This is a genomic window from Streptomyces sp. NPDC004126 (assembly GCF_050275515.1).
GTDB lineage: Bacteria > Actinomycetota > Actinomycetes > Streptomycetales > Streptomycetaceae > Streptomyces.
Map to the genome: position 1 here is coordinate 167,262 of NZ_JBNNPF010000001.1, position 14,668 is coordinate 181,929.

The following is a 14,668-nucleotide window of genomic DNA, read 5'->3' on the forward strand; positions in this document are numbered from 1 at the left end:
GTCACCGGGGAAAAGGGGAGGTGAGGGGCGTGCCGAGTCTGCGCAGCAGGGCGCTTTCGGCCGCACTGGTGGCGACGGGGCGGCGAAGACGGTTCGCGACGGCCGAAGCGGTCCGGGCGACCGTGGCCCAGGCGGCCCGCAGGCCCGCTTCGCATCTGCCGCCGCGCTCGCTGGGCCGGGTCGCGGAACTGTCGCGGACCTTCGTCGGGGCCTGGCCGGTGTACGACGCCTCGCCGCGCGGGCAGGAGCCCGTGGCGCGGGTGCTGTACGTGCACGGCGGGGCGTACATCGACGAGCTGGTCCGGCCGCACTGGTCGCTGATCCGGACGCTGGTGACCCGGGCCCGCGCCCGGGTCGTCGTCCCGGCGTACGTGCTCGCCCCGCGCGGCACCGCCGACCGGAACGTCCCGGTGGCCGCCGATCTGCTGAGCGGTCTGATCGAGAGCGGCGGCGCCGGCGGGACGGTGCTGATCGGGGACTCCGCGGGAGCCGGGCTGGCGCTGGCCGCCGCGCAGCGGCTGCGGGAGCGGACCGGGGCGCAGCCGTCGCGGATCGTGCTGATCTCCCCCTGGCTCGACCTGAGCATGAGCCACCCGGGCCAGGCCGCGCTGGAGGCGGCCGACCCGGTGCTGGCCCGGGCGGGACTGGCCGAGGCGGGCCGGCTGTACGCGGGGACCCTCGCGGCGGACGACCCCCGGGTGAGCCCGCTGCACGGCTCCTTCGAGGGGCTGGCGCCGCTGACGGTGTTCACCGGGACCCGGGACGTGCTGGCCACCGACAGCCACGAGCTGCGGCGGCGGGCCGCCGCGGCCGGGGCGCGGGTGGAGTGGCACGAGGAGCCGGGCATGCCGCACGGGTACCCGCTGCTGCCGGTCCCGGAGGGGCGTGCGGCCCGGGACAGGATCGTCGAGCTGATCGGGGAGACCGCCGGGCAGGACTGAACCGGGCCGTTTCCGGCCTAGGCGGTGCACGTCATCAGCGAGCTGACCGGCCAGGCCCGGTACGCCGTCCAGTACGCCTCGTCGCGCGCGGCGTCGGCGGGCGGGGTGCGGGAGGGCTGCCAGCCGACGGTGCTGAAGCCGGCGTCGACGGCGGCTTCGGCGAAGTCGGCGTGCGCCCATTCGCGGTACTCGAAGTGCTGCGGGGGCTCGGTCAGGAACTGTGCCTTCAGCAGCGGGGCGTCGCCGTCCGGCAGCCGGTCGAGGATGCGCATCCCGTACGGGGACCAGTCCACGCGCGGGTACGCCCCCGGGTTGCGGACGAGCGACAGCAGCCGCCCGCCGGGGCGCAGGTTGGCGCGGATGCCGCGGAACATGGCGTGCAGGGCCGCCCGGTCGGGGGCGTGGCTGAACAGGTAGACGGCGGTGGCCAGGTCGAAGGGGCCGAGCTGCGGCATGTCGGCGGCGTCCGCGACCACGTACTCGACGGTGGCGGAGGGGGGCGCCGACGCCCGGGCCCGGCGGACCCGGTCCGGGCAGTTGTCGACGCCGACGGTGCGCCGGGCGCCGCCGCTCGCCAGCAGGGCGGCTGTTCCCCCGTGCCCGCAGGCCACGTCGAGGGTGTCGAGGTCGCGGACCCCGCCGAGGGCGTCGAGGGCGGTGCGCAGGGTGAAGGCGTCGGCCGCCGTGAACGCCGCGCGGGGTGCCGGGTGCGTGTCGTCGTCCTGGTGTCGCATGCCGGATGCCTCCCCGGCGGGGGTGCGGCCGACGGCGTGCGCGGGGGCCTGTTCCCCCCTTCGGGGGAGGCGTTCGGCGCATCGCCGCGGCCGGGGGTGTCAGGCGGGCAGCAGCTCGCGGGCGCAGGCGCGCAGCCAGACGTGCGCCGGGTCGGCGTCGTGGCGGGGGTGCCAGGCAAGTTCGACGGGCAGCGGCGGGAGTTCCAGCGGGACCTCGAAGGTGACGAGGCCGAGTGCTTCGGCCTGCGGGAGGGTCCAGGACGCGGCCAGGCCGATCAGGTCGGTCTGCCTCAGCACGAAGAGCGAGGCGGAGAACGCGGCCATGCTGCCCACGACCCGGCGGGACAGGCCCCGTTCGGCCAGGGCCGCGTCCACCGGCCCTTCCAGCCGGCCGCGCCGCGAGACGGTCAGGTGCTCCCCGGCGGCGAACCTCTGGGCGGTGATGCGGCCGCGCAGCAGCGGGTGCCCCGCGCGTACGACGCCCAGCACCCGGTCGTCGAAGAGGTGCTCGGTGCGCACTTCGGGCGAACGGGTGTCGATGACGCCGAACTCCAGGTCGGCGACCCCTTCGCGGAGCATCGGCAGGTCGACGTGGCTCTCGGCCAGGAACCGCAGCCGCACCCCGGGCGCCTCGCGGGCCGCACGCCGGAAGAGGGCCGCCCCGAACGCGGCCGCGAAGGAGTCGTGGGCCAGGACCGTGAAGGTGCGGGTCAGGGTCGCCAGGTCGACCTGGCCGCCCTCCAGGAACAGGGCGCGGGCGCGCTCGACCACGGCCCGGACCTCTCCCCTGAGGGCCAGCGCGCGGGGGGTGGGCACCATGGCCCGTCCGGCCCGGACGAGCACCGGGTCGCCGAGGGCCTTGCGGATCCGGCCCAGGGTGCGGCTCATGGCGGGTTCGGACAGGTGCAGCCGGGCGGCGGCCCTGGAGACGCTCGACTCCTCCAGGAGGACGTCCAGGGCGACGAGCAGGTTGAGGTCCAGCCCGGATTGCGTCACATGCATTCGTCCCTTGCAGAACTTGCACTGGAAAGCAGGTCACGCCAACCCTACGGTGGTTTCCGAGGCGATGGCGATCGGGCCGCACCGGCCCTCCCCCGCCCACCTCCCCCACCCTTCACCGACTCCGAGGAGGAGCCGTGCTCCGCCATGCCCCCACACCGTCCGAGGCCCCGCCGGCCGGGTCGGCCGCGCCCGGTCCGGCCGGCCCCGGTCCGGCCGCCCCCGGCCTGTCCCGCCCCGCCCTGCTGGTGCTGTGCGCCTGTGTGCTCCTCGCGCAGGGCATGGTCGCCGCCGTCAACCTGCTGATCCCCCAGCTCGCGGCCTCCGCCCTGCGCCCGACGCCGGGCGGGCTGCTGTGGACGGTCGACGCGTACGTGATCGTCTTCGCCGCGCTGCTGATCCCGGCCGGGGCCCTCGGCGACCGGTACGGGCGCAAGGGCGCCCTGCTGGCCGGGCTCGGCCTGTTCGCCGCGGGCGCGGCGCTCAGCGCCCTCGCCCCCGGCACGGCGGTGCTGATCGCCGGACGCGGGCTGTCCGGGGCCGGGGCGGCGCTGGTCATGCCCGCCACCATGTCCGTGCTGGTCCGCCTGACCCCGCCCGAGCGGCGCGCGCAGGCGCTGGCCACCTGGACGCTGTCCGCCGGCCTCGGGGGCCTGGCGGGCAACGTGTTCGGCGGCCTGGCCGGGGAGTTCCTCACCTGGCGGGCCCTGTTCTGGGGGGTCGTCCCGCTGGCCGCGCTGCTCGCGCTCGCCGTGGCCCTCGCGGTGCCGCGCACGCCGTCGCGCGCCGACACGGCCGTCGATCCGCTCGGGGCCCTGGTCCTGGCCGGGGCGCTGTTCGCGGTGGTCCACGGGATCATCGAGGGGCCCTCGTACGGCTGGTCCTCGCTCCGCGTCCTGGGATCCTTCGGGGCCGGGGCGGTACTGCTGGCCGCCTTCGCCGCGTACGCGCTGCGTGCCGCCCGCCCGCTGCTGGACCCGCGGGTGTTCGCCTCGCGCCGGCTGCGGGCGGGGACGCTGGGCATCGGCGCCGCCTTCTTCGGGCTGTTCTCCCTGTTCTTCGTGAACGCCCAGTACCTCCAGTACGCCAAGGGCTTCTCGCCGGCCCTGGCGGGACTGGCGATCGTCCCGCTGACCGTCGGCATGGCGGTGGTGCCCAGGCTGGGCGCGCGGCTCGCCCAGCGGACCGGGCCGCGGCTGCCGGTCGGGGCGGGGCTGTTCCTGATCGCGGCCGGGCTGCTGCTGGTGTCCACCGCCGACGGGAGCACCCCGTACGCCGTGTACGGCTGCTACCTGCTGGTGCTGTCGGTCGGGACCGGGCTGTGCGCGCCCTCGCTGACCCTGACGGTGGTCTCGCAGCTGCCGCCGCACCAGGCGGGGCTGGGCTCGGGGCTGAACACGGCCGCCCGGGAGATCGGCGCGGCGCTGGGCGTGGCGGTGGTCGGCACGGTGCTGGCCACCCGCTTCCACGGGAACCCGGCGGATCCCGCGCAGGCCGCCGCGTTCGCCGGGGCCATGGGGGTGGCGCTGCGCACGGTGGCGTGCGTGCTGCTGGTGGCCGCGGCGGTGGTGGTCCGGGGGTACCGCGGCAGCGGCCCGGGGCGAACGGGTGCGGCCGCCGGGGCCGGGGGCGCATCCTGACTGTGTGACGGCGAGAGCGGACAGCGTCGGCCCGGCCCCCGCCGCCGCCCGGGACCTGGCGCTCGTGCGGGCGGCGATGGGCGCCGTGGAGGCCGTCGGCGGGTACGCGGGCGGGGTCTACCTGCGCTCGGGCACGGACGGGCTGCTGCGGATGGCGGTGGTCACGGGCCTGCCCGGGCGGCTGTTCCGGCCGTGGTGGCGGATGCAGGTGAACCGGCCCTACCCGGTCGCCGAGGCGTACCGCACCGGGCAGTCGGTGCACCTGCCGGACGCGGAGTCGGCGATGCGGCGCTTCCCCCAGCTGATGGCCGGGCTGCCCTTCCCCTTCGGGTCCTTCTACGAGCCGGTCGGCGCCGGGCCGGAGCGGTTCGGGGTGCTGCTGGTGCTGCGGCCGGCGACGCCGGGGGCGGTGCTCGGGGCCGGGGAGCGGGAGCGGCTGCGGGAGGCGGCCGCCGCTCTGGCCGGGGAGCTGGACGCGCTGCGGGCCGCCGGGGAGGCGGTGCTGTGGGACGGGGATCCGCTGTGCGCGCCCTGGCCGGCGGCCGGTGCGGAGGAGGCCCGGGAGGCCGTGGACCGGCTCGGGGCGGCGGTGCTGTCGGTGGACCGGCAGGGTGCCGTCGCCTTCGCCAACACCGCCGCCGAGGAGCTGATCGGGCGGCCCGCGCCCCTGCTGTGCGGGCGGGTGCTGTGGGAGGTGCTGCCGTGGCTGGGCCACTCCGCGTACGAGGACCACTTCCGCGGTGTGTTCATCTCCGGGGAGCCCGTGCGCTTCACGGTCCGCCGGGCACCCGCCGACGCCGGTTCCGGGGCCGACGCCGGTTCCGGGGCGGACGCCGGTTCCGGGGCGGACGCCGGTTCCGGGGCGGGCGCCGAGTGGCTGACGGTGGGCCTGTATCCGGGCCCCTCGGGGGTGACGGTGACCCTGGAGGCCGCCGAGTCACCCGCCTACGCGCCGGGGTCCGCGGTGCGGCCGGGCGCCGGCCTCGGTTCGCCCGCGGACCGGGCCTCCGCGCTGTACCGGCCGGTGGCGCTGGCCATCGCGCTGACCGAGGCGGTCACCGCGCGCCAGGTGTCGGCCGTGGTCACCGAGGAGCTGCTGCCCGCGTTCGGCGGCCGGCAGCTGGCCATCTACATGCTCGACGAGCGGCACCTGTACCTCGCGTGGGAGACCGGTTTCCCCACCGGGTTCCTGGGCCGCTTCGACGGGGTCTCGCTCGACGAGCGGCTGCCGGGGGTGGAGACCCTGGTCTCGGGCCGGCCGCTGTTCTTCGAGTCCATGGAGCACCTGGCCGCGGCCTATCCGGGGATCCCGCTGGACGCCGAGGTCGGGGCCCGCGCCTTCCTGCCGCTGATCGCCTCGGGCCGCCCGGTCGGCTCCTGCATCCTCGGCTTCGACCGGCGGCGCGGCTTCAGCCCCGAGGAGCGTACGGTCCTCACGGCGCTGGCCGGCCTGATCGCGCAGGCCCTGGAGCGGGCCCGGCGCTACGACAGCGAGGCGGCGCTGGCCCGGGGGCTCCAGTCGGCCCTGCTGCCGCACCGGCTGCCGGTACGGGGGAAGGTGGCCACGGTGGGCCGGTACCTGCCCGGGACGGACGGCATGGACGTCGGCGGCGACTGGTACGACGTCATCGAGACGGACGCCGGCCGGCTGGCGCTGGTCATCGGGGACGTCCAGGGCCACGGGGTGGCGGCCGCCGCGACCATGGGCCAACTGCGCAGTGCCGTACGGGCCTTCGCGCTCAGCGGGAACGCCCCGGACCAGGTGGTGCGGGGCACGAACCAGCTGCTGATCGACCTGGACCCGGGCCAGTTCGCCAGCTGCTGCTACGTCCTGCTGGACCCGGGGTCCGGCCGGGCCCTGGCCGCCCGCGCCGGGCACCCGCAGCCGCTGCTGCGGCGCGCCGACGGCCGGGCGGAGGTGCTGGACCTGGCGGGCGGGGTGGTGCTCGGGGTCGACCCGGGGGCGCGGTACCCGGTGACGGAACTGGCGCTCGCGCCCGGCGAGGTGCTGGCCCTGTACACGGACGGGCTGGTGGAGAAGCCGGGGGCGGACATCGACGACGGGGTGGAGCGGCTGCGGGCGGCGCTGGCCGCGGCCCGGCCGTCCCCGCTGACGGAGACGGCCGACCGGCTGGTCGCCGAGGCCGCCCGCACGCCGGACCGCCCGGACGACATCGCCCTGCTGCTGGCCTCCCGCACCGCGGGCCCGGCCGCGTAACGCCCCGGCCCGGGCAAAGCGGAGGGAAATTCATTGGATCTCGCTGCGGTTCCCGCACGTCCCGCCCGGTCAATATTTACGCGGTCTTAACGCCGCAGCCGGCGTGTCGACCGGGTGGTCCACGATGGATTCCGCAGGTGAACAGCTATTGACCTGCGGATCTCGTGGAGCTTGCATAGCGGCCCGGGAGCCACACGAACGAAGTGCCCACCACCGCCCCGGAGGCGATACCGCTCCCGCACTCCTTCACCACACTGCCGATCGGAACCCCGCACCGATGACTGACACGATCAGCGCACCCCAGGCCCTCGCCCCGGCCACCGGTCCCACCCCGCAGAAGCTCAAGCGCTCCATCGGCGTCGTCGGCGGGACACTGCTCACGCTGTCGTGCGTGACGCCCGCCTCGACCCTCTTCGTCGTCGTTCCCGACCTCTTCTCGGGGCTCGGCACCTGGACCGCGCTCACCATCGCCATCGGCTCGCTGCTCTGCGTCGGCGTGGCGTTCTGCTACTCGGAGCTGGGCACGCTCATTCCCAGCGCCGGCGGCGAGTACGCCATGGTCTCCACCCTCGCGGGCCGGCTCGCCGGCTGGCTCGTCTTCGTGCTGTCCCTGCTCGTGGTGATGATCGTGCCGCCCGTGATCGCCATGGGCACGGCCGACTACCTCTCCCCCGTGATCGACGTACCGGCTCCGGTGGCCGGCGGCGCCGTGATGCTGCTCGCCACCCTCGCCGGTCTGCTGGACCTGCGCGCCAACGCCTGGATCACGGGCATCTTCCTCGTGCTGGAGGTGGTCGCCGCCGCGCTGGTCGCCGTGCTCGGCTTCGCCCACAGCGAGCGGGGCGCCGACGCCCTGGTGCACGGTTCGGTGGCCGCCGAGGGCGGCGGCGTCTCCACGGTGACGGCCATGATGGTGGTCTCCGGACTGGCGATCGCGCTCTTCGTCACCCAGGGCTTCTCCACCGCCGTCTACCTGTCCGAGGAGCTGGAGCAGCCGCGCCGCAACGTCCCGCGGACCGTGCTCGCGACCCTCGCGATCTCCTCCGCCGTGATCCTCGTCCCGGTCATCGCGATCACCATGGGCGCCCCGGACCTGGAGGCGCTGACCTCCGGCGACCTGGGCGCGATGGTGACGGCCTGGTCGAACTCGGCCGTCGGCACCTTCGTCAGCCTGTGCGTGGCCCTGGCCATCGTCAACGCCGGCATCGTGATGGTCATCCAGAACTCCCGGGTGCTCTTCGCCTCGGCCCGCGACAAGGCCTGGCCCGAGCCGGTCAACCGCGGCCTGTCGCGGCTGGGCCGCTTCGGCTCCCCCTGGGTGGCCACGCTGCTGGTCGGTCTGCCGGGCGCGGCGATGTGCTTCGTCAACCTCGACACCCTGTACGGGGTGACCGGCGTGTCGGTGACCGGCATGTACCTGCTGGTCGCGGTGGCCGCGCTGTTCAGCCGGCGCGGTGCGCACGGCGAGAAGGCCGCCTGGCGGATGCCGCTGTGGCCGGCCGTGCCGATCGTGCTGATCCTCGTGTTCGCGTACATCCTGACCCAGCAGGAGACCCAGTACCTGCTGTGGACCGGCGGCATCACCGCCGTGGCCACCCTCTACTGGGCGCTGTACCTGCGGCCGCGGACGGACTCGCGCTGGCTGGTCAGCATCCCCGAGGAGGAGGACGAGCCGGCGGTCTGACCGCTGCCGGGTGAGGGGCCGTCGCGGTTCGCGGCGGCCCCTCACCCGTGTGCGCGGGGGTCAGCCGGCCGCTTCGGCGGCGGACAGGGCGATGGCGGTGTTGACCAGGCCGACGTGGCTGAACGCCTGCGGGAAGTTCCCGAGCTGGCGTCCGGCGCGGGTGTCGTACTCCTCGGCGAGCAGGCCCACGTCGTTGCGGACCGCGAGCAGCTTCTCGAAGAGCTCGCGGGCCTCCTTGGTCCGGCCGGTCGCGTGCAGGGCGTCGACCATCCAGAACGAGCAGGCCAGGAAGGTGCCCTCGTCTCCGGGGAGCCCGTCGACGGAGGGTCCTTCGGTGCTGTAGCGGCGGACCAGGCCGCTGCTGCCCAGCTCCGCCCGGACGGCGTCGACGGTGCCGATCACGCGGGGGTCGTCGGGCGGGAGGAAGCCGACGCGGGGGATGAGCAGGGTGGCCGCGTCCAGCTCGCGGGAGCCGTAGTACTGGGTGAAGGTGCCCCGCTCGGGGTCGTAGCCTTTGTCGCAGACGTCGCGGTGCACCTCGTCCCGCATGGCCCGCCAGCGATCGACGTCGCCCGGCATGTGCGGGGCGTTCTCCAGGGTCCGCACGGCCCGGTCGGCGGCCACCCAGGCCATCACCTTGGAATGGGTGAAGTGGCGGCGCGGGCCGCGCACCTCCCACAGCCCCTCGTCCGGGCGGTGCCAGTTGCGCTCCAGGAAGTCGAGGAGGGAGAGCTGGATCTTCCAGGCGTGCCGTTCCGAGGCCAGCCCGGAGGCCCGCGCCAGGTGCAGGGCGTCCAGGACCTCCCCGTACACGTCCAGCTGGAGCTGGTCGACGGCGGCGTTGCCGACCCGGACCGGGGCGGAGCCTGCGTAGCCGCGCAGCCAGGGCAGTTCGGTCTCGGGGATGCGGCGCTCGCCGGCGATGCCGTACATGATCTGGAGGTCGGCCGGGTCGCCCGCGACGGCGCGCAGCAGCCAGCCCCGCCAGGCCCGTGCCTCGTCGAGGAAGCCGGTGGACAGCAGGGCGCCCAGGGTCAGGGTGGCGTCGCGGAGCCAGCAGTAGCGGTAGTCCCAGTTGCGGACCCCGCCGATCTCCTCGGGCAGGGAGGTCGTCGCGGCGGCGGCGATCCCGCCGGTGGGGGCGAAGGTGAGGGCCTTGAGGGTGATCAGCGAGCGGGTGACGGCCTCCTCGTACGGGCCCTCGTAGCGGCACTGGCCGGCCCACTCCCGCCAGTCGGCGAGGCTCTGCTCCAGTGCCCCGTACGGGTCGACGGGCTCGGGGCGCGGCTCGTGCGAGGGGTGCCAGGTCAGTACGAAGGCGACCTTCTCGCCGGGGCCGACGGTGAACTCCGAGCGGGTGCTGCGGTCCTCGCCCCAGGTCCGCACGGGGGGCTCGCTGCGGAACCAGACCGAGTCGGGTCCGGCGACCGCGACCCGGTCGCCCTCGCTGCGCCGGACCCAGGGGACGACGTGGCCGTAGTCGAAGCGCAGCCGCAGGGTGCTCCGGACGGTGACCCGGCCGGAGACCCCTTCGACGATCCGCATCACGTCGGGCGCCTCGTCGCGCTGCGGCATGAAGTCGACGACCTTGACGGTTCCCTCGTCGGTCTCCCAGTACGACTCCAGGACCAGCGAGCCGTCCAGGTAGGCCCGCCGCGTGCAGGGTTCGCCGCCCTCGGCGGCGGCCGGGGCGATGCGCCAGTGGCCGTTCTCCTTGGTGCCGAGGAGGGCGGCGAAGCAGGCTGCGGAATCGAAGTGCGGCAGGCACAGCCAGTCGATGGACCCGTCACGGCCGACCAGTGCGCTGGTCATCAGGTCGCCGATGAGTGCGTAGTCTTCGATGGGTTGTGTCATTCATCCGCTTTTCCCCCAAACCGCGGGGGTCAATCAGCCGTTAGCCGCGGATGAGGAGCGTCACGACGGCGAGGACCACGCCGAGGGCGAGGGCCTGGGCGCCGAGGGCGAGGCGGTGGGTGCGCAGGGCCGGGACGGGCAGCAGCCGGTCGACGGCGTGGCGGCCGGGGCCGGCCAGGGTGAGGGCGGCGGCGGCCGCGGCGAGCAGGAGCTCGTACTCCATGCCCTTCGGGGCGAAGAAGGCGCCGGCGCCGTGGACGGCCAGGGCGTTGATCATCGTGCCGGTGACGGCCGCCCCGGCGAGCGGGGTGAGCAGGCCGAGGGCGAGGCCGAGGCCGCCGAGGGTCTCGGTCAGACCGGCGAGGGCGGCCATGGCGTCGCCCGCCGGGTAGCCGCTGGCGGTGAAGAACTGGCCGGTGCCGCTGATGCCGCCGCCGCCGAACCAGCCGAAGAGCTTCTGGGTGCCGTGGGCGGCCACGGCGAGACCGAGGACGACGCGGAGCAGGAGCAGTCCGGCGTCGCAGGAGGAGGTGTCGGCCACGGGGGCGGCCGGGGCGGCGGCCGGGGTCTTCGTCGCGGTGGCGGTGGCGGTGGCGGTGCTCATGGGGGTCCTTCCGGTAGGGCGGCCCGAGGGATCAGTTCAGTAGTTCAAATTCGAACCTGCTTGAGTCCGACCATAGCCACCGACGAGCCATTGATTCAAATTCGAACGACTCATGTACCCTGGCGTCATGGACGAACCGAGATGGCTGGACGACCGAGAGATGCGCGCCTGGAGGGGTTTCCTGGCAGCCTCCGCCCTGGTGAACCGCCGGCTCGACCAGCAGCTCAAGGACGATTCCGGACTCTCCCACCCCCAGTACGAGATCCTCGTGCGGCTCGCCGCGGCGCCCGACCAGGAGCTGCGCATGACGGAGCTCGCCAACGGGCTGATCAACTCCAAGAGCGGCCTGACCTACCAGGTCGGCCAGATGGAGAAGGCGGGCCTGGTCCGCCGCCGCAGCTGCCCCTCGGACGTCCGGGGCGTCTTCGCCGTCCTCACCGACGCGGGCCGCACCCGCCTGGAGGAAGCCGCCCCGGGCCACGTCACGGCGGTCCGGGAGGCCCTGGTGGACGTCCTGACCCCCGAACAGCTCGACGCCCTCGCCGACGGCCTCGGCGAGGTCAGCCGCCGGCTGCGCGAACAGGGCGCCTGACGGACGGTCCTACGGCCTGGCCCCGGGCCGGGACCAGGGGGCCGCGGGGGTGGCGGACCCGGGGCGCAGGCCCAGGTCGTGCAGGAGGTTCACCGCCATCATCGCGGTGAACAGCGGGTTCGGGTTGGCGCCCGTCACGCCCAGCGCGGTGGCGGCCTCCGCGACGCCGGCGACGAACGCGTCCGGGTGGACCGGGCCGGGGCCGGCGGCCAGTTCGAGGGCCGCCGCGTGCAGGGCCGCCGCCTGGTCCAGCATCCGGTCCAGGTGGGACACCGCCGCGGCGCCGCGGCGCAGGGCGAAGGTGTGCCCGTCGGTGAGGACTTCGGCCCCGCCCTCCTCCAGGAGGCAGGCCGCGGAGCCCAGCACCGTCTGGAGCTTGAGCTGGTCGGCGTCGGCCATGGGGCCGCAGGGGCCGTTGGCCTCGTCGGAGAGGTGGAGGACTCCGTAGTCCCGCAGGTGCACGACCACGTGCCCGGCGGTGTGGCCCTGGCTGCGCAGCACCCTGACCGCCCCGTCGGCGAAGGTCCAGCCGCCGAACCGCAGCGAGCCGATCCGGATCCGCTCCGGCGGCAGTTCCTCGTACGTCCGGGTCGTCGCGCCGAACGGCCGCAGCGGCCGGAAGAGCGAGACCACCCGCTCGGCGGTGTCCCGGGGCGGCCCGGGCAGCACGCCCAGCCCGGCGACCCGCTCGAAGGCCCGCGTCCAGTACGCCACCGGGTCCCGCATCTGGCCGAGGTCGGGGGCGGGGACGTAGTGCTCCGCCGGGGCGCCCAGCGCGTCGGCCAGGTCGTTGTTGCCGACGTGGTCGGCGTGCCCGTGGGTGGTCAGCAGCAGCACCCGGGACCAGGGGCCGACCCGCTCGGCGGCCTCCCGCAGCGCGGCGCGGAACGGCTGCGTGACACCGGTGTCGACCAGGACGAGGGTGTCGCCGGTCCGGTGGACGAGGGCGTTGGCCACGTCGGGCCGCCCGTGCGCGAGGTCCAGCTCCTGCCCGGCGACCAGCACGGTCCGGCCGTCGATCCCGACCAGCTCACCCAGCACGGTCACGCTCCCTCCCGCGCAGCCGCCGAAGGCGAAACACCCCCGCCACCGAGCCTACGCCGGGTCCACCACGTCCGCGTTCCGCCACCTCGGCGGGGCCCTCTGCCATACGGTCGGCAGCAGGTCGAAGAACACGACTCCACCGCACCGGGAGGTTTCCGTGAAGATGCTCATCAACTCACCCGACACCGTGGTCTCCGACGCGTTGCGCGGCATGGCGGCCGCGCATCCCGAGCTCGACGTCGACGTGGAGCGGCAGGTCGTCGTACGGCGGGGCGCGCGGGACGGTGGGCGGGTCGGGGTGGTTTCCGGGGGTGGCTCCGGGCACGAACCGCTGCACGCCGGGTTCGTGGGGCCCGGGATGCTCTCCGCCGCCTGCGCCGGCGCCGTGTTCACCTCGCCGGTGCCCGACCAGATGCTGCACGCGGCCGGCGCCGTGGACTCCGGCCAGGGGGTGCTGTTCGTCGTCAAGAACTACACCGGCGACGTGCTGAACTTCCAGATGGCCGCCGAACTGGCCGAGGAGGACGGCCTGCGGGTGGAGCGGGTGCTCGTCGACGACGACGTCGCCGTGACCGACAGCCTCTACACGGCCGGCCGGCGCGGCACCGGGGGCACCCTCTTCGTCGAGAAGATCGCCGGGGCGGCGGCCGAGGAGGGCGCGCCGCTGGAGCGGGTCGCCGCGCTCGCCCGGCGGGTCAACGGGTCCTCCCGCAGTTTCGGGGTGGCCCTCGGCGCCTGCACCACGCCCGCGAAGGGCAGTCCGACCTTCGACCTCCCCGACGGGGAACTGGAGTTGGGCGTCGGGATCCACGGCGAGCCCGGCCGGGAGCGGCGCGCGATGATGACCTCGCGGGAGATCGCGGAGGTGGCGGTGGCGGCCGTACTGGACGACCTCGCGGAGGCCGGACCGCCGGCCGGTCCGGTGCTGCTGCTGGTCAACGGGATGGGCGCGACCCCGCTGCTGGAGCTGTACGGGTTCCACGCGGAGGTGGCCGCGGCCTTGGCCGCGCGGGGCGTCGAGGTGGCGCGGGCGCTCGTCGGGAACTACGTCACCTCCCTGGACATGGCGGGCTGTTCGGTGACCGTGTGCCGGGCGGACGAGGAGCTGCTGCGGCTGTGGGACGCGCCGGTGCGGACGGCCGCCCTGCGATGGGGGTGCTGAGGATGCGGGACGCGGAGTTCTTCCGGCGCTGGATGGAGGCCGCCGCGGCGGCGGTGGAACGGGAGGCGGACCGGCTGACCGAGCTCGACTCCCCCATCGGGGACGCCGACCACGGGGCCAACCTGCTGCGGGGCTTCACGGCCGTGCGCACGGCGCTCGCCGGGGCCGGCCCGGAGGCCGCGCCCGGGGCGCTGCTCCAGCTGGCCGGCCGGACGCTCATCTCCACGGTGGGCGGCGCGTCCGGGCCGCTGTACGGGACGCTGCTGCGGCGCACCGGCAAGGAGCTCGGTGAGGCCGCCGAGGTCTCCGACGAGGAGCTGCGCGGAGCACTGGACGCGGGGGTGGACGCGGTGGCCCGGCTGGGCGGGGCGGCCCCGGGCGACAAGACGATGCTGGACGCGCTGGTCCCGGGGGTCGCGGCGCTGGGTACGTCCTACCGTGCCGCCGGGGACGCGGCGGAGGGCGGGGCGCTGGCGACGGTTCCGATACTGGCCCGCAAGGGCCGCGCCAGCTACCTCGGGGAGCGCAGCGTCGGGCACCAGGATCCGGGAGCGACCTCGGCCGCCCTGTTGCTGGGCGCGCTGGCCGACACGGCGGAGGGGGCCGCGTGAGCGGCGGGGCGCTGGTCGGGATCGTGCTGGTGTCGCACAGCGCCGGGGTCGCCGGGTCGGTGGCGGAGCTGGCGCGGGGCATCGCGGCGGGCGGGGCGGTGGCCCCGGTGGCCCCGGCGGGCGGCACCGCCGACGGCGGGCTCGGCACGAGCGCGGAGCTCATCACGGCGGCCGCGTCGGAGGTGGACCGGGGGGCCGGGGTCGCGCTGCTGGTGGACCTGGGCAGCTCGGTGCTGACCGTCAAGGCGCTCCTGGAGGACGAGGAACTCCCGGCCGGCTCCCGCCTGGTGGACGCGCCGTTCCTGGAGGGGGCCGTGGCGGCGGTGGTCGCCGCGTCCGCGGGGGCCCCGCTGGAGGCCGTGGTGGCGGCGGCCGAGGAGGCGTACGCCTACCGCAAGGCGTGACCCGCCGGGGGCTGCGCGTGCCGCTGCGCGGGGCCTCTCCCCGCCCCGCCCTTCGCCCGTTCCCCGGGCTGCGCCCGGACCCCTTCCCGGGGGGGGGGCCCCCCCCCCCCCCCCCCCCCAAAAAGCACGGGGGGGCAGTAAATAACCCGCCCGCGGGTGTGGGGGAGGGGGGGTTACGCGC

13 protein-coding genes are annotated in these 14,668 nt (G+C 75.4%); 8 read left to right on the forward strand and 5 right to left on the reverse strand.

Going from position 1 to position 14,668, the window contains the following annotated elements; translation table 11 throughout:
* The first annotated feature begins 29 nt into the window (after positions 1–29).
* Complete coding sequence (locus ACQKM2_RS00755; protein ID WP_427704884.1) at positions 30–941, forward strand: alpha/beta hydrolase fold domain-containing protein; 912 nt, start codon at positions 30–32, stop codon at positions 939–941.
* Between the two features lie 17 nt (positions 942–958).
* On the opposite strand, the gene ACQKM2_RS00760 is transcribed toward ACQKM2_RS00755, so the two are convergent.
* The gene (locus tag ACQKM2_RS00760; protein ID WP_427704886.1) at positions 959–1,675 is read right to left on the reverse strand and encodes a class I SAM-dependent methyltransferase; all 717 of its coding nucleotides are present in this window, start codon (positions 1,673–1,675) and stop codon (positions 959–961) included.
* A gap of 99 nt (positions 1,676–1,774) precedes the next feature.
* Positions 1,775–2,677 (reverse strand): LysR family transcriptional regulator, encoded by a 903-nt coding sequence (locus ACQKM2_RS00765; RefSeq protein ID WP_427704888.1) that lies wholly within the window; start codon positions 2,675–2,677, stop codon positions 1,775–1,777.
* Between the two features lie 245 nt (positions 2,678–2,922).
* Here ACQKM2_RS00765 and ACQKM2_RS00770 point away from each other — a divergent pair, with 245 nt between their 5' ends.
* The 3 genes from ACQKM2_RS00770 (at position 2,923) to ACQKM2_RS00780 (ending at position 8,216) form a co-directional block, all read left to right on the forward strand.
* A complete protein-coding gene (locus tag ACQKM2_RS00770; protein ID WP_427705700.1) occupies positions 2,923–4,314 on the forward strand; it encodes an MFS transporter in 1,392 nt (463 codons plus the stop codon).
* A gap of 4 nt (positions 4,315–4,318) precedes the next feature.
* Complete coding sequence (locus ACQKM2_RS00775; RefSeq protein WP_427704891.1) at positions 4,319–6,532, forward strand: SpoIIE family protein phosphatase; 2,214 nt, start codon at positions 4,319–4,321, stop codon at positions 6,530–6,532.
* A 277-nt stretch (positions 6,533–6,809) separates the two neighbouring features.
* Complete coding sequence (locus tag ACQKM2_RS00780; RefSeq protein WP_427704893.1) at positions 6,810–8,216, forward strand: APC family permease; 1,407 nt, start codon at positions 6,810–6,812, stop codon at positions 8,214–8,216.
* 60 nt (positions 8,217–8,276) lie between these two features.
* On the opposite strand, the gene ACQKM2_RS00785 is transcribed toward ACQKM2_RS00780, so the two are convergent.
* Together ACQKM2_RS00785 and ACQKM2_RS00790 are read right to left on the reverse strand one after the other, a co-directional pair.
* Complete coding sequence (locus tag ACQKM2_RS00785; RefSeq protein ID WP_427704895.1) at positions 8,277–10,070, reverse strand: glycoside hydrolase family 15 protein; 1,794 nt, start codon at positions 10,068–10,070, stop codon at positions 8,277–8,279.
* 40 nt (positions 10,071–10,110) lie between these two features.
* On the reverse strand, positions 10,111–10,674 hold the full coding sequence (locus tag ACQKM2_RS00790) for a DoxX family membrane protein (RefSeq protein WP_427704897.1): 564 nt from the start codon (positions 10,672–10,674) through the stop codon (positions 10,111–10,113).
* A gap of 127 nt (positions 10,675–10,801) precedes the next feature.
* On the opposite strand from ACQKM2_RS00790, the gene ACQKM2_RS00795 reads away from it, so the two are divergent.
* On the forward strand, positions 10,802–11,266 hold the full coding sequence (locus tag ACQKM2_RS00795; RefSeq protein ID WP_362464708.1) for a MarR family winged helix-turn-helix transcriptional regulator: 465 nt from the start codon (positions 10,802–10,804) through the stop codon (positions 11,264–11,266).
* A 9-nt stretch (positions 11,267–11,275) separates the two neighbouring features.
* On the opposite strand, the gene ACQKM2_RS00800 is transcribed toward ACQKM2_RS00795, so the two are convergent.
* On the reverse strand, positions 11,276–12,313 hold the full coding sequence (locus tag ACQKM2_RS00800) for an MBL fold metallo-hydrolase (protein ID WP_427704902.1): 1,038 nt from the start codon (positions 12,311–12,313) through the stop codon (positions 11,276–11,278).
* A 160-nt stretch (positions 12,314–12,473) separates the two neighbouring features.
* Here ACQKM2_RS00800 and dhaK point away from each other — a divergent pair, with 160 nt between their 5' ends.
* From dhaK to ACQKM2_RS00815, 3 genes are read left to right on the forward strand one after another with little or no spacing between them, the layout of a single operon-like run.
* Positions 12,474–13,472, forward strand: a complete 999-nt coding sequence (dhaK, locus tag ACQKM2_RS00805; protein WP_427705702.1) for a dihydroxyacetone kinase subunit DhaK — start codon at positions 12,474–12,476, stop codon at positions 13,470–13,472.
* A gap of 2 nt (positions 13,473–13,474) precedes the next feature.
* Entirely contained in the window at positions 13,475–14,083 is a 609-nt protein-coding gene (gene dhaL, locus ACQKM2_RS00810; RefSeq protein WP_427704905.1) for a dihydroxyacetone kinase subunit DhaL, read from the forward strand.
* Positions 14,080–14,487 carry a PTS-dependent dihydroxyacetone kinase phosphotransferase subunit DhaM gene (locus tag ACQKM2_RS00815; protein WP_427704908.1) on the forward strand — a complete coding sequence of 136 codons (408 nt, stop codon included), beginning with the start codon at positions 14,080–14,082 and terminating at the stop codon, positions 14,485–14,487. The genes dhaL and ACQKM2_RS00815 overlap by 4 nt, the downstream gene beginning before the upstream one ends.
* Positions 14,488–14,668: the final 181 nt, after the last annotated feature.

What these genes read in the sequence shown, in the direction of transcription:
- ACQKM2_RS00760 (WP_427704886.1), bottom strand. Translation starts at nt 1,675, where the DNA reads ATGCGACACCAGGACGACGACACGCACCCGGCACCCCGCGCGGCGTTC.
- dhaL (WP_427704905.1), top strand. Translation starts at nt 13,475, where the DNA reads ATGCGGGACGCGGAGTTCTTCCGGCGCTGGATGGAGGCCGCCGCGGCG.
- ACQKM2_RS00780 (WP_427704893.1), top strand. Translation starts at nt 6,810, where the DNA reads ATGACTGACACGATCAGCGCACCCCAGGCCCTCGCCCCGGCCACCGGT.
- dhaK (WP_427705702.1), top strand. Translation starts at nt 12,474, where the DNA reads ATGCTCATCAACTCACCCGACACCGTGGTCTCCGACGCGTTGCGCGGC.
- ACQKM2_RS00795 (WP_362464708.1), top strand. Translation starts at nt 10,802, where the DNA reads ATGGACGAACCGAGATGGCTGGACGACCGAGAGATGCGCGCCTGGAGG.
- ACQKM2_RS00785 (WP_427704895.1), bottom strand. Translation starts at nt 10,070, where the DNA reads ATGACACAACCCATCGAAGACTACGCACTCATCGGCGACCTGATGACC.
- ACQKM2_RS00790 (WP_427704897.1), bottom strand. Translation starts at nt 10,674, where the DNA reads ATGAGCACCGCCACCGCCACCGCCACCGCGACGAAGACCCCGGCCGCC.
- ACQKM2_RS00765 (WP_427704888.1), bottom strand. Translation starts at nt 2,677, where the DNA reads ATGCATGTGACGCAATCCGGGCTGGACCTCAACCTGCTCGTCGCCCTG.